The sequence below is a fragment of the Citrobacter sp. RHBSTW-00881 genome (genome assembly GCF_013728515.1).
Lineage (GTDB): Bacteria > Pseudomonadota > Gammaproteobacteria > Enterobacterales > Enterobacteriaceae > Citrobacter > Citrobacter braakii.
In genome coordinates this window covers 4,284,942-4,297,940 of the sequence record NZ_CP056269.1, presented here as the reverse complement: position 1 = coordinate 4,297,940, position 12,999 = coordinate 4,284,942, and the positions used below count along the sequence as shown (strand labels likewise).

The 12,999-nt window shown below is 51.3% G+C and carries 12 protein-coding genes; 8 read left to right on the top strand and 4 right to left on the bottom strand.

What is annotated here, in order from left to right:
• Positions 1-17: 17 nt before the first annotated feature.
• Positions 18-1,421, bottom strand: a complete 1,404-nt coding sequence (locus tag HV311_RS20800) for a sugar porter family MFS transporter (RefSeq protein WP_075847970.1) — start codon at positions 1,419-1,421, stop codon at positions 18-20.
• 238 nt (positions 1,422-1,659) lie between these two features.
• Here HV311_RS20800 and HV311_RS20795 point away from each other — a divergent pair, with 238 nt between their 5' ends.
• A complete protein-coding gene (locus HV311_RS20795; RefSeq protein WP_103766822.1) occupies positions 1,660-2,655 on the top strand; it encodes a LacI family DNA-binding transcriptional regulator in 996 nt (331 codons plus the stop codon).
• 27 nt (positions 2,656-2,682) lie between these two features.
• Here the strand turns inward: HV311_RS20795 and HV311_RS20790 are convergent, their stop codons facing one another.
• Complete coding sequence (locus HV311_RS20790; RefSeq protein WP_003018667.1) at positions 2,683-3,030, bottom strand: YacC family pilotin-like protein; 348 nt, start codon at positions 3,028-3,030, stop codon at positions 2,683-2,685.
• 153 nt (positions 3,031-3,183) lie between these two features.
• On the opposite strand from HV311_RS20790, the gene cueO reads away from it, so the two are divergent.
• Together cueO and HV311_RS20780 are read left to right on the top strand one after the other, a co-directional pair.
• Entirely contained in the window at positions 3,184-4,800 is a 1,617-nt protein-coding gene (gene cueO, locus HV311_RS20785) for a multicopper oxidase CueO (RefSeq protein ID WP_046275358.1), read from the top strand.
• Between the two features lie 121 nt (positions 4,801-4,921).
• On the top strand, positions 4,922-5,443 hold the full coding sequence (locus HV311_RS20780) for a hypothetical protein (protein ID WP_016155709.1): 522 nt from the start codon (positions 4,922-4,924) through the stop codon (positions 5,441-5,443).
• A gap of 34 nt (positions 5,444-5,477) precedes the next feature.
• On the opposite strand, the gene HV311_RS20775 is transcribed toward HV311_RS20780, so the two are convergent.
• Positions 5,478-7,868 carry a glucose/quinate/shikimate family membrane-bound PQQ-dependent dehydrogenase gene (locus tag HV311_RS20775; RefSeq protein WP_191220423.1) on the bottom strand — a complete coding sequence of 797 codons (2,391 nt, stop codon included), beginning with the start codon at positions 7,866-7,868 and terminating at the stop codon, positions 5,478-5,480.
• A 203-nt stretch (positions 7,869-8,071) separates the two neighbouring features.
• On the opposite strand from HV311_RS20775, the gene hpt reads away from it, so the two are divergent.
• A complete protein-coding gene (gene hpt / locus HV311_RS20770; RefSeq protein WP_016151732.1) occupies positions 8,072-8,608 on the top strand; it encodes a hypoxanthine phosphoribosyltransferase in 537 nt (178 codons plus the stop codon).
• 70 nt (positions 8,609-8,678) lie between these two features.
• Here the strand turns inward: hpt and can are convergent, their stop codons facing one another.
• Positions 8,679-9,368 (bottom strand): carbonate dehydratase, encoded by a 690-nt coding sequence (gene can / locus HV311_RS20765; RefSeq protein ID WP_016151733.1) that lies wholly within the window; start codon positions 9,366-9,368, stop codon positions 8,679-8,681.
• A gap of 101 nt (positions 9,369-9,469) precedes the next feature.
• On the opposite strand from can, the gene HV311_RS20760 reads away from it, so the two are divergent.
• The 4 genes from HV311_RS20760 (at position 9,470) to HV311_RS20745 (ending at position 12,998) form a co-directional block, all read left to right on the top strand.
• Complete coding sequence (locus HV311_RS20760) at positions 9,470-10,396, top strand: ABC transporter ATP-binding protein (protein ID WP_046275357.1); 927 nt, start codon at positions 9,470-9,472, stop codon at positions 10,394-10,396.
• Complete coding sequence (locus tag HV311_RS20755) at positions 10,393-11,163, top strand: ABC transporter permease (RefSeq protein WP_003829467.1); 771 nt, start codon at positions 10,393-10,395, stop codon at positions 11,161-11,163. Before HV311_RS20760 ends, HV311_RS20755 begins: the two co-directional genes overlap by 4 nt.
• A gap of 103 nt (positions 11,164-11,266) precedes the next feature.
• A complete protein-coding gene (locus HV311_RS20750; protein ID WP_016151735.1) occupies positions 11,267-11,707 on the top strand; it encodes a PTS sugar transporter subunit IIA in 441 nt (146 codons plus the stop codon).
• A 61-nt stretch (positions 11,708-11,768) separates the two neighbouring features.
• On the top strand, positions 11,769-12,998 hold the full coding sequence (locus HV311_RS20745) for a polysaccharide deacetylase family protein (protein WP_191220422.1): 1,230 nt from the start codon (positions 11,769-11,771) through the stop codon (positions 12,996-12,998).
• The last annotated feature ends 1 nt before the right edge of the window (position 12,999 follow it).

Below are 12,999 nucleotides of genomic sequence, written 5' to 3'. Positions count from 1 at the left end.
CTTGTCGCACCCTTGTATTATTGTCCGATATTTCGCAGTTTTTTTCCTGCCATCAGGTTTTGCTCAATGCGCTCCAGTGAAATATTTTTTGTTTCAGGCACAAAAAGATAGATGATCACGAGGGCGACAATATTCAGTAGCGCATATAAATAAAATGTATGGGCGCTACCTAAACTATTTAGCAATGATAGGAAGGTTGCACTGACAATCATCCCGGCGATGTGACAGGTAAAAGTGGAGCAGGTGATACCAAATTCTCGGCCTTTCAGCGGTTGAATCTCAGAGCACAATAACCAGATAAGCGGCCCGGCAGACATGGAGAAGCCGACGATAAACAGTAACAGCATGGTAACCGTGATACCTTTCTCCAGCGCTGATAACGCATCACCACCCAGCAACGTCCCTACGATGCTCATAGCGAAACCCATCGTGATAAAACCAGCGTACAGCATTGGTTTTCGTCCCCAGCGATCGACGAAGCCGACGGCAATAAAGGTGGCGAGCGTCATCACGAAGCCCACAATAACCGTGCCCCACATCTGCTCGGCTGTTGAAGTGAAGCCAATTTCATGGAATATACGCGGCGCGTAATACATCATCACATTTACGCCAGAGAACTGCTGCATGATTTGCAAAATAATTCCCAGGCTAACACTGCGACGAAAATTCCTGTTTTCTTTGAATAAATTCCAGCCTTGTTGCTTAACGTTGAGCTGTTCTTTAATTTCGCTAAGCTCATTCTCCACCTCTTCACGGCTATTACGCAGGCGGATTAACACTATCCGAGCCTCCTCTTCACGGCCATGCATCATGAGCCAGCGCGGGCTGCGCGGCAGGAATAGCGCCCCGAACAGAAAGACCAGTGAAGGGATGGCGACAACCAGCAGCATACCGCGCCAGTTGCCGCTGTAGCTAAAGGCGGTATTGGTCAGAAAAACCAGCAAGATGCCTAGCGCAATCATCAATTGATAGGCTGATATCATTGCACCGCGAATGTTTTTTGGCGTTATTTCAGAAAGATAGAGTGGTGTCGCATAAGATGCGACACCCAGACCGACGCCGAGGATCAGCCGTCCGACGATGAGCATCCCTGGGCCAACTGCGCAGGTACAAATAATCGCTCCTAAGCAAAAGGAGGCCGCGGCGATTAATAAAGCGTATTTACGGCCCAGGCGATAGGCCAGAAAACCGCTACACAGAGTTGCGACGGCGGCGCCGACCATCATTGAACTGACCACCCACTCCTGCTGGCTATCCAGCAGTTGATACTCTTTAGCGATCAGCGGGAGTGCGCCGGAAATGACGCCGATATCCAGGCCAAATAACAGCCCTGCGAGCGCAGCCAACAGGCAAATCCAGATGACTTGGGGGCGCGTTTTATGTTTTTTGGCCGCAGTTGGAAGCGTACTATCTAATGTCATGATATAAGTACCTTTGTTTGTATGATTATTTTCAGGGCTTTTTGTTTTAATACTTAATCGATTTCGTATTGTTTTATGCTAGATCTGAAAAATAATGATTTCAATGGTTGTAACTGCATAATTGTGATCGTTGCTACACAATAAAGTCGTGTCGAAATGTTTTTTATTGTCACGTAAAAACTAATCAGTTAAATTGGCAGGAATATCCTTGTTCAGAGCTGTTTAGTCCATAATAAATATGAATATAAAAGAGCTGGCGGCGTATCTTAATCTTTCGACAGCGACGGTTTCGAAAGCGCTAAATAATAAAAGTGATATCAGTAACCACACCCGTAAAAAGGTACTGGAAGCGGCGGATAAACTGGGTTACCGGCCAAATGCATCAGCCCGCTATTTGCGTAGTGGTAAAACAGGGGTCGTGGCTCTGCTGCTGCCTGCAGCGGATGATGGCAATATCCATACCGCCTCGTTCTTTATGGCTATCGCCAGGGGGCTACAGGCTAGTTTAAAAGAGAGTGCCATCGATCCGGTCATCCATATTTCTACCGATCGCGAAAGTGAGCTACAACTGCTGCATAAAATTGTTGAGCAGAACCGTGCTGACGCGATTATCCTGACAGACACTCGTATTGATGATGAACGGATCCTTCTGCTTGATGAACTAAAGTTTCCCTTTGTGACGATGGGGCAAAGCCGCTCGCTGGGCGGGAACTTCAATTGGGTCGATTTTCATCATGAGGAGATGGGGAAACAATGCGTGCGTGCGGCACTGCGTCTCGGAGCGCAACGTATTGCCATTGCGACGCTTGGCCCGGACAGTATGCATGGCCGTCAGTTCTTGACCGGCTGTTTGCAGGCGTTGGCGGTGCAAGGGATTCATTACCATGACGGGTTGGTTTTCTTTGGCAGCGTAGCTGAATCTTCCGGTGAAGAGGCCGCGCGGCAATTTCTACAGCAGCCAGAGCGGCCTGATTTCATTATTTTCATCAACGACTTTTTACTGATGGGGGCGAGTCACTATCTGGCCTCGTTACCCGAGTGCGGACTCAATGAAAAAAACATGCTGTGCGCCACGGCAAGCAGTGATTTTTCTGTGCGAGTGGTGTCGTCGAGTTGTCTATTTACCGTCGATCACGAAGAGGTTGGGCGGCAACTGGGGTTGGCGATATTGAGAGTCACTAAAGGGGAAAACCAGGCAAAATCAGTGTTGCTGACGTTGCCGGTAAAAGAGTAAGCGAAGCTTGCTGGTTCCGCAGCGCGGCTATTTAACGTAAGCCAACAGGCTCAGGGAGTCACGTGCCAGCGCTTTACATTTCTTGGCCGTTGGGATGCCTATACCGCTGAGGTCGCGGTAGCTGTCTTCACCCAACGCTTTCATATTGAAGGTGTCGTAATTACTCAGGTCCCACTGGTTTTGCTGGGCAAAAAAGACCAGTGCGCGACGAATCTGCCCATTTGGCAAATTCTGGTATCCACAGTCATTTTTCAGAAAAACAAAAACTGCCGTTAAATCGGCCATATCTTCGGCTTCGGACTCACTAAGCGCGTAGCTGTTTGCGCATACGGCCATCAGGCTGCCGAACAAAACGGTTCTGAAAAACGTCTTCATTGCTTCTACCACTGCATCACGGAATTTAAACGTTAGCACACTGCGAGCGAAGCGACGACCTTTATTATTAGCCGTTTACTTGACCTTCCCGTAAGGGGAAGGGTTATGCTTAAAAGATAGCCTGCTTAAGCTGCTGAATATAAGGAAGTGATTATGCAACGTCGTGACTTTTTAAAGTACTCCGTGGCGCTGGGCGTCGCGTCAGCGTTACCTCTGTGGAGCCGGAGCGTATTTGCTGCAGACCGTCCCGCATTACCCATTCCAGACCTGTTAACCGCAGATGCCTCTAACCGTATGCAGCTGATCGTGCAAGCCGGACAGTCGAGTTTTGCCGGTAAAACAGCCACGACCTGGGGATATAACGGCAGTTTGCTCGGGCCGGCGGTCAAGCTGAGTAAAGGGCAATCGGTGACGGTGGATATCCATAACCAGCTTGCCGAAGAGACGACGTTGCACTGGCACGGGCTGGAAATCCCCGGTGAAGTCGACGGTGGCCCGCAAGGTATTATTCCGGCGGGTGGGAAACGTTCTGTGACCTTCACACCGGATCAGCGCGCGGCAACCTGCTGGTTCCACCCGCATCAGCATGGGAAGACCGGTCATCAGGTGGCGATGGGCCTGGCCGGACTGGTGCTGATTGAAGATGAAGAGATTCGCAAGCTGCTGCTGCCTAAGCAGTGGGGCATTGATGATGTGCCGGTGATTATTCAGGATAAACAGTTCTCTGCTGATGGTCAGGTTAACTATCAACTGGACATCATGACCGCTGCCGTCGGCTGGTTTGGCGATACGCTGCTAACCAATGGGGCGATTTATCCTCAGCATGCTGCACCGCGCGGTTGGCTGCGTCTGCGTCTGCTAAATGGTTGTAACGCACGCTCACTGAATATCGCGGCCAGCGACAATCGTCCTTTGTACGTTATTGCCAGCGACGGCGGACTGTTGGCGGAGCCAGTAAAAGTAACCGAACTTCCTATGCTGATGGGCGAACGCTTTGAAGTGCTGGTGGATGTGAGCGACGGTAAAGCGTTTGATCTGGTCACTCTGCCTGTGGGTCAGATGGGCATGGCGATTGCGCCATTTGATAAGCCGCATCCGGTGATGCGCGTTCAGCCGCTGCTGATTACCGCTTCCGGCACGTTGCCGGATACGCTGACATCCATGCCGGCGCTGCCATCGCTTGAGGGGCTGACGGTGCGCAAACTGCAATTATCGATGGACCCAATGCTCGACATGATGGGCATGCAAATGTTGATGAAGAAGTACGGCGCTCAGGCTATGGCGGGTATGGATCATGGCAAGATGATGGGCCATATGAATAATGACAATATGGGCCACGGGAACATGAAGCATGGCAATATGAACCACGGTGAGATGGGGAATATGCAGCATGGTGACATGGGCAACATGAAGCATGGAACATTCGATTTCCATAATGCCAACCGGATTAATGGTCAGGCGTTTGATATGAATAAACCGATGTTTGCCGCGGCGAAAGGTCAACACGAACGCTGGGTGATTTCCGGTCAGGGCGACATGATGCTGCATCCGTTCCACATTCACGGCACGCAGTTCCGTATTCTGTCTGAAAATGGCAAAGCGCCTGCTGCGCACCGCGCGGGATGGAAAGATACGGTGCGGGTAGAGGGCGGCGTGAGCGAGGTGCTGGTGAAATTTGACCACGACGCGCCAAAGGAACATGCCTATATGGCGCACTGCCATTTGTTAGAGCATGAAGACACCGGGATGATGCTCGGTTTTACCGTATAAACAGCGGCGGATAGCGGTGGCGCTATCCGCTAAATGTTTATTTCAAAAACGGATTATTACTCTATCGTCGAGTAAAGGCATTCATATACTGATGAGGTTAATCACTCATCACGAGGTATTCATGACCCTTTTGCGTAAAGTACTGACGGCATCTTTTATTATGCTTCTGGCGGTTTCGGCACAGGCTGCGATGAAGATGGAACGCCAACAGATTTCAAAACTGAATTTAAGTCTCGAAATTCCGCAGACGCTCACGCCAATGCCGGACGAAATGGCAAAAATCAAATATCCTTCTGAAAACCGTCCTCAGGTGATTTACGGTGACGAACGCGGTAAAGCGTCTCTAGGTATTACCGCCGGGCGCAACGCGTTGCCTGCCGCTCAGTTGGATATGGCAAAGGATGCGACGCTGAAGATGCTGACCAATTTCAAGCCGCAGGCGGAACCTGTCACGGTTGATGGACATAAAGCGTGGCTGATTACTTTCCGTTCTCAAGCGCCGGATACTGAAATTCTCAATATGCTGCTGATTACCTCGCAAAACGAGAAAGCGGTGCAGGTCTCCTTCAATATGACCAAAGATCTGGTGGCTCAGTATCAGGAAGCCGCAAAAGCGTCGTTACTGTCACTGAAGTTTGAATAAAAAAACGCCCGCTGATTAGCGGGCGTTGTCCATTTTACTTCGCGTCGTCCGGCAACGCATATGCCACAATATAATCGCCCATCTTGGTGCCAAATGAGCCGTGGCCCCCGGCGGATATCACCACATATTGCTTACCGTTAACTTCATACGTCATCGGCGTTGCCTGGCCGCCTGCCGGAAGCCGACCCTGCCACAGTTTTTCACCGTTGCTCATGTTGTATGCGCGCAGATAGTTATCGGCAGTCGCGGCTATAAACAGCACGTTACCCGCGGTGGAGATAGGTCCACCCAGCATCGGCATCCCCATATTGAACGGCACCGGAACCGGCATTGGGAATGGCATGCTGTCCTGTGGCGTGCCAATGCGTTTTTTCCACACCACTTGATTAGTTTTCAGATCTACGGCGGAAATGTAGCCCCATGCTGGCTGTTTACACGGCAGACCAAATGGTGAAAGGAACGGATTGAGCGTTACGCCGAACGGTACGCCGTACTGCGGCTGAATACCGGACTCTGTGCCAGTACCTTTGGCATCTTTCGGCGGCTCCATCGGATTGCCGGGACCGCGTGGGATCAGCTTAGAAACGAACGGCAGCGCCATCGGGTTGGCAATGGCTACCTGACGGTTGGGATCAACGGAAATACCGCCCCATTCGAACATGCCGAGGTTACCCGGGAACACCAGAGTGCCTTGCTCTGAAGGCGGGGTAAAAATGCCTTCATAGCGCAGCTGGTGGAACATTACGCGGCACACCAACTGGTCAAACATGGTTGCGCCCCACATATCCGCACCACTGAGATCTTTTTGCGGACGGAAACTGAGATCGGAGAACGGCTGGGTTTTGCTGACATAATCACCTTTGGCTGCACCTTGCGGCACCGGTTTTTCCGGGGCAGGCACCACCAGTTCACCATTACGGCGGTCGAGCACAAAGATATTACCGGTTTTTGCCGGGGCATAAATGACCGGAATTTTCTCTCCATTGACGTTGATATCCGCCAGGGTTGGCTGCGCCGGTAAGTCCATATCCCACAGATCGTGGTGAACGGTCTGATAGCTCCAGGCCAATTTCCCGGTCGTGGCATTTAACGCCAGAATGGCGCTGGCGTAACGTTCCTGTTCCGGTGTGCGGTTACCGCCCCAGATATCCGGCGTGGTAACGCCCATGGGCAGATACACCAGATCCAGCTTCGCGTCGTAGGCCGCGGGCGCCCAGGAGTTGGGTGAGTTAAAGGTGAAGGTATGTTCATCTGATGGGATGAAATTAGGATCCTTGGCACCGGGATCAAATGCCCACAGAAGCTTGCCGTTATTGACGTCAAAACCACGTATCACCCCGGATGTTTCGCGGGTTGAGTAGTTATCGGTTACCGACCCGGCAATAACGATAGTTTTATCGGTGATTATCGGGGGAGACGTCGGTTCGTACAGGCCCGGTGAGGTATCCGGCATATTGGTCTGCAGATTCAAAATACCTTTATTGGCGAAGGTTTCGCACAGCTTGCCGGTCTCGGCATTCAAGGCAAACAGTCGACCATCATTGACCGGCAAAAGGATGCGGCGCGGACAGTCGGCCATCACCTCTGCAGAAGCCGTATCCGGTTTGGCTTCATGATAAGAAACGCCGCGACAGGTTACGTGCTGGAAGCTGGTATTGGTATTGAGTTGGGGATCGAAATGCCACTTCTCTTTACCGCTGGCCGCATCCAGGGCGAACAGCCGCTGGTGGGCGGTACACAGATAAAGAGTATCCCCCACTTTTATTGGCGTGACTTCATTGGTGATTTCGCCGGGATCGTTGGGTTGTTTTAAATCCCCGGTACGAAATACCCAGGCTTCTTTCAACTGATGAACGTTGTCAGCGTTAATTTGTTTTAACGGTGAGTAGCGCTGACCTTCCTGATTGCGACCGTAAGCCGGCCAATCCTCGTCGGCAACCGCTGAGATTGCATCGGCCTGAGAGGTATCTGCACTCAGCGTGCCGTGAACCTCTTGTGGATCGTTGAAGCCAGCCCAGGTCAGGATACCGCCGCTAATCAGCAGGGCCACCACCAGCGCCGCTACTGCGCCACTGGAAGGGATAATCAGGCGATGCCAGACGAAAGGCAGGATAAGCCAGATACCAAAGAAGACCAGGATGTCGCTACGCGGCGTCAGCGCCCAGAAATCAAAGCCGACTTCCCAGACGCCCCAAATCATGGTGGCGAAAAGCAGGGCGGCATACAGCCAAAGGGCGGATCGGTTACTGCGCCACAGCAGGAGAGCCACACCGAGCATGGCAAGGCCCGCGATCGGGTAATACCAGGAGCCACCGATGGCGACCAGCCAGCCTCCACCAATCAGGAGATATAGTCCACAAAGTGCCGCAAACAGGGCGCTCAGGGTCACGATAAGCCGTTGAGAACGTACGTTGTTATTTGCCATAAAAAATACCATCACAGGTGTTATTTCTTTAATAGCAGTTAATTATAGGAGCTAAAACGCGTGATAAACGTCACATTATGAACTTTATCAACAGATGCCGCGTATGAATGCTTTTGCTGGTATACTGCGTGCCTTGCGCTTAGATGCTGGCTTATTAAAAGTTAGCATTGAGTGATTTGTTTTTAAATCATATGGTTAGAGATATGAAACATACTGTTGAAGTCATGATCCCGGAAGCGGAGATCAAAGCGCGTATTGCTGAACTGGGACGTCAGATTAACGAACGTTACAAGGACAGCGGCAGCGATATGGTGCTGGTTGGTCTGTTACGCGGCTCATTTATGTTTATGGCCGACCTGTGCCGTGAAGTGCATGTCTCCCACGAAGTCGATTTCATGACTGCTTCCAGCTATGGCAGCGGAATGTCCACCACGCGCGATGTTAAAATCCTGAAAGACCTGGATGAAGACATTCGTGGCAAGGACGTGCTGATTGTCGAAGACATCATCGACTCCGGTAACACGTTGTCCAAAGTGCGTGAGATTCTGAGCCTGCGCGAGCCGAAATCCCTGGCTATTTGTACGCTGCTGGACAAACCTACCCGTCGTGAAGTGGATGTTCCGGTTGAGTTTATCGGATTCTCTATCCCAGATGAGTTTGTTGTCGGCTATGGCATTGACTATGCCCAGCGTTATCGCCATCTGCCGTACGTTGGCAAAGTGGTGCTGCTGGACGAGTAATGTCGGGAGCGCCTGATGGCGCTTTGCTTATTCGGCCTGCACGATACTTCCCCGCAGGCCGAAAAGCGACTTAAGCGTCGCTGCCGCTTGTTGGTATCTGCTTGTGATTGGTATGTTTCTGGCTGAGGTTAGACAGCCCCTGGCGATAGCGCTGCTCCAGCGTCTCGCGACTGGTGGCGGTGACGTCCAGATCGCGCAGCAGGCCATCATGAATACCGTAAGCCCAGCCGTGAATGGTAACTTTCTGACCGCGCTTCCAGGCTGAACGCATGATGGTTGAGTGGCCCAAGTTGTAGACCTGCTCCATTACATTCAGTTCGCACAGGGTGTCAATGCGACGTTCCTGCGGCATTTCGCCCAGCAGTGAACTGTGTTTAAACCAGATATCGCGAATATGCAGTAACCAGTTATCAATCAGCCCCTGTTCTTTATTTTCAATAGCCGCCTGTACGCCACCACATCCATAGTGGCCGCAAATAATAATATGTTCCACTTCCAGCACATCCACCGCATACTGAACCACTGAGAGACAGTTCAGGTCGGTGTGAATAACCAGATTGGCAACATTACGGTGAACAAATAATTCACCCGGCTCAAGACCGGTTAAACGTTCTGCGGGAACGCGACTGTCGGAACATCCAATCCATAAAAAGCGCGGATTTTGTGCGTGAGTCAGCGTTTCAAAAAATCCGGGATCCTCTTCTACCAGCATCTTTGACCATAGCGCGTTGTTGCTGATGAGTGTATCTATGTCTTTCATGGAGGCTGTAACCAATTGAATTGCGTTGCGCTAATATAGGGTAACTCCTGATTTATTAAAACCAAATATCAAGCATTAGAATGTAAGGTAAGTAAAAAACCATGACCATTGCTCTGGAACTTCAACAACTTAAAAAAACCTATCCCGGTGGCGTTCAGGCGTTACGCGGAATAGATTTGCAAGTCGAAGCGGGGGATTTTTATGCGCTTTTGGGACCGAATGGCGCAGGCAAGTCCACCACCATCGGGATAATCAGCTCGCTGGTGAATAAAACCTCTGGGCGGGTGAGCGTCTTCGGATACGATCTTGAAAAAGATACCGTTAATGCGAAACGCCAGCTTGGTCTGGTACCGCAGGAGTTTAACTTTAACCCGTTTGAAACCGTGCAGCAGATCGTAGTCAACCAGGCGGGTTATTACGGCGTTGAGTATAAAGAGGCGGTCAAACGCAGCGAACTATATTTAAAGCAGCTCGATTTATGGGAAAAACGTAACGAGCGCGCGCGCATGCTCTCCGGCGGGATGAAACGCCGTCTGATGATTGCCCGCGCACTAATGCACGAGCCTAAATTACTCATCCTTGATGAACCGACGGCGGGGGTCGACATTGAGCTGCGTCGTTCAATGTGGGGTTTTTTAAAGGATTTAAACGACAAAGGCACCACGATTATTCTGACCACCCACTATCTCGAAGAAGCGGAAATGCTGTGTCGCAACATCGGCATTATTCAGCACGGCGAGCTGGTGGAAAACACCTCGATGAAGAGCCTGCTCTCTAAGCTGAAATCCGAGACCTTTATTCTCGATCTGGCGCCGAAAAGCCCGCTGCCAAAACTGGAGGGCTATCAATACCGGCTGGTGGATACCTCCACGCTGGAAGTGGAAGTACTGCGTGAACAGGGGGTCAACAGCGTGTTCTCACAGCTGAGCGCCCAGGGCATTCAGGTATTGAGTATGCGAAACAAAGCGAACCGACTGGAAGAACTGTTTGTTTCTCTGGTGCATGAAAAACAAGGAGATCGCGCATGATGCAGCTTTATTGGGTTGCGCTGAAAAGCATCTGGGCGAAAGAGATCCACCGCTTTATGCGAATCTGGGTCCAGACTCTGGTTCCTCCCGTCATTACTATGACGCTCTATTTTATTATCTTTGGTAACCTGATCGGCTCGCGAATCGGCGAAATGCATGGTTTTAGCTACATGCAGTTTATCGTGCCAGGGCTGATTATGATGGCGGTAATTACCAACTCGTACGCTAACGTGGCATCGTCATTCTTCAGCGCCAAGTTTCAGCGCAACATTGAAGAGCTACTGGTCGCTCCGGTACCGACGCACGTGATCATCGCCGGTTTTGTTGGCGGCGGCGTGGCGCGTGGCCTGTGCGTAGGGATCCTGGTAACAGCGATTTCGCTGTTCTTTGTGCCGTTCCAGGTGCATTCCTGGGTCTTTGTGGCGCTTACGCTGGTGTTAACGGCGGTGCTGTTTTCGTTGGCCGGTCTGTTGAACGCGGTTTTCGCTAAAACCTTTGACGATATCAGCCTGATCCCAACCTTCGTGCTGACTCCGCTGACCTATCTGGGCGGCGTTTTCTATTCGTTAACGTTGCTGCCGCCGTTCTGGCAGGGACTGTCCCATCTGAACCCGATTGTCTACATGATTAGCGGTTTCCGTTACGGCTTCCTGGGGATCCACGATGTTCCGCTGGTCACGACCTTTGGCGTGCTGGTGGTGTTTATCGCGGCGTTTTATTTGCTGTGCTGGTACCTGATTCAGCGCGGACGCGGCCTGCGCAGCTAATGCTTTCTTCCTCTCCTTGCCCGGGAGAGGAAGACTTTTGATGCTTATCACCATTACGGATTTATCACCCTGATAAACTACTTGCCTGCTAAGGAGGTAGGCAATGCTAGGTTGGGTAATTACCTGTCATGATGATAAGGCACAGGATATGCTGCATCGTCTGGAGAAAAAGTACGGCCCGTTGGTTCAATGCCAGGCGGTGAGTTTTTGGCGTGGGCTTAGCTCGAATATGCTAAGTCGCATGATGTGCCATGCCCTGCATGCTACAGACTCTGGCGAGGGTGTGATATTCCTGACGGATATGGCCGGGGCCGCGCCTTACCGCGTGGCTTCGTTAATGAGCCATAAACATCCCCAGTGTGAAGTGATTTCAGGTATCAGTTATCCATTGCTTGAGCGAATGCTTTCGTCGCGGGAATCGATGAGCAGTTCTGCGTTTCGTGATAGCATTGTTGCGCTTGGCGGGCCCGAAGTCTCTAGCCTCTGGCATCAACAACAGAAAAATCCCCCCTTCGTGTTGAAGCATGATTTGTATGAGTATTAATCATTGGTATTGATGGCGCTTTTGCTACAATAGCCGGGGTTTCTCGCCTCGGTTATCTCATATGGTGATGCGCGTTCTGCTTGTTTTATTGCTCCTGTGTTCTGGCAGCATAGCTGCGGCTTTGCCTGCTCGCTACATGCAAACCACCGAAGCAGCCGCCGTGTGGGCGCAGATTGGCAACAAGATGGTGACGGTAGGAAATATTCGCGCCGGGCAGATCCTCGCCGTTGAGCCAATTGCGGCAGACTATTACGAATTTACCTTTGGTTTTGGTACCGGGTTTATTGATAAGGGGCATCTGGAGCCTGTGCAGGGGCGGCAGAAAGTCGATGATGGTCTGGGCGATCTCAATAAACCCCTCAGCAACCAAAGCCTGATCACCTGGAAAGATACGCCGGTTTATAACGCTCCGGATGTTGGTAGCGCCCCGTTTGGCGTGCTGGCGGATAATCTGCGTTATCCGGTTATCAGCAAGCTTAAAGACCGTCTCAACCAAACCTGGTACCAGATCCGTATTGGCGGCAGACTGGCCTATATCAGCGCTCTGGATGCGCAGGAAGACAACGGTATCCCGGTGTTAACCTATCACCATATTCTGCGCGATGAAGAGAATACCCGTTTTCGCCACACCTCTACGACAACCTCCGTACGCGCCTTCAGCAACCAGATGGCCTGGCTACAGGACCGCGGCTACACCACGTTGACGATATACCAACTGGAAGGCTATGTTCGCAATAATATGAATCTCCCGGCGCGGGCGGTGGTGCTGACTTTTGATGATGGTCTGAAGTCGGTGAGTCGTTATGCTTACCCGATTCTGAAGCAGCACGGCATGAAGGCAACGGCGTTTATTATCTCCTCACGTATCAAGCGCCACCCGCAGAAGTGGGATCCGAAATCACTGCAGTTTATGAGCATCGCGGAACTGAATGAGATCAGGGACGTGTTCGACTTCCAGTCGCATACCCATTTTTTACATCGGGTTGATGCGAATCACCGGCCAATCCTGCTGAGTCGCAGCTATCATAATATTCTGTTTGATTTCGCCCGTTCGCGTCGGGCGTTGTCTCAGTTTAACCCTCACGTTCTTTATCTTTCGTATCCGTTTGGCGGCTATAACTCCACGGCAGTAAAAGCGGCAGGCGACGCGGGATTCCACATGGCGGTCACCACGGTGAGAGGGAAGGTTAAACCGGGGGATAATCCGTTCTTATTGAAAAGACTTTATATTTTAAGAACGGATTCGCTGGAGACGATGTCGCGGCTGATAAGTAATCAGCCGCAGGGGTAAG

Coding starts and splice junctions, on each gene's coding strand:
- HV311_RS20745 (WP_191220422.1), top strand. CDS start 11,769: ATGGTGATGCGCGTTCTGCTTGTTTTATTGCTCCTGTGTTCTGGCAGC.
- HV311_RS20760 (WP_046275357.1), top strand. CDS start 9,470: ATGACCATTGCTCTGGAACTTCAACAACTTAAAAAAACCTATCCCGGT.
- can (WP_016151733.1), bottom strand. CDS start 9,368: ATGAAAGACATAGATACACTCATCAGCAACAACGCGCTATGGTCAAAG.
- HV311_RS20795 (WP_103766822.1), top strand. CDS start 1,660: ATGAATATAAAAGAGCTGGCGGCGTATCTTAATCTTTCGACAGCGACG.
- hpt (WP_016151732.1), top strand. CDS start 8,072: ATGAAACATACTGTTGAAGTCATGATCCCGGAAGCGGAGATCAAAGCG.
- HV311_RS20750 (WP_016151735.1), top strand. CDS start 11,267: ATGCTAGGTTGGGTAATTACCTGTCATGATGATAAGGCACAGGATATG.
- HV311_RS20800 (WP_075847970.1), bottom strand. CDS start 1,421: ATGACATTAGATAGTACGCTTCCAACTGCGGCCAAAAAACATAAAACG.
- HV311_RS20780 (WP_016155709.1), top strand. CDS start 4,922: ATGACCCTTTTGCGTAAAGTACTGACGGCATCTTTTATTATGCTTCTG.
- HV311_RS20790 (WP_003018667.1), bottom strand. CDS start 3,030: ATGAAGACGTTTTTCAGAACCGTTTTGTTCGGCAGCCTGATGGCCGTA.
- cueO (WP_046275358.1), top strand. CDS start 3,184: ATGCAACGTCGTGACTTTTTAAAGTACTCCGTGGCGCTGGGCGTCGCG.
- HV311_RS20775 (WP_191220423.1), bottom strand. CDS start 7,868: ATGGCAAATAACAACGTACGTTCTCAACGGCTTATCGTGACCCTGAGC.
- HV311_RS20755 (WP_003829467.1), top strand. CDS start 10,393: ATGATGCAGCTTTATTGGGTTGCGCTGAAAAGCATCTGGGCGAAAGAG.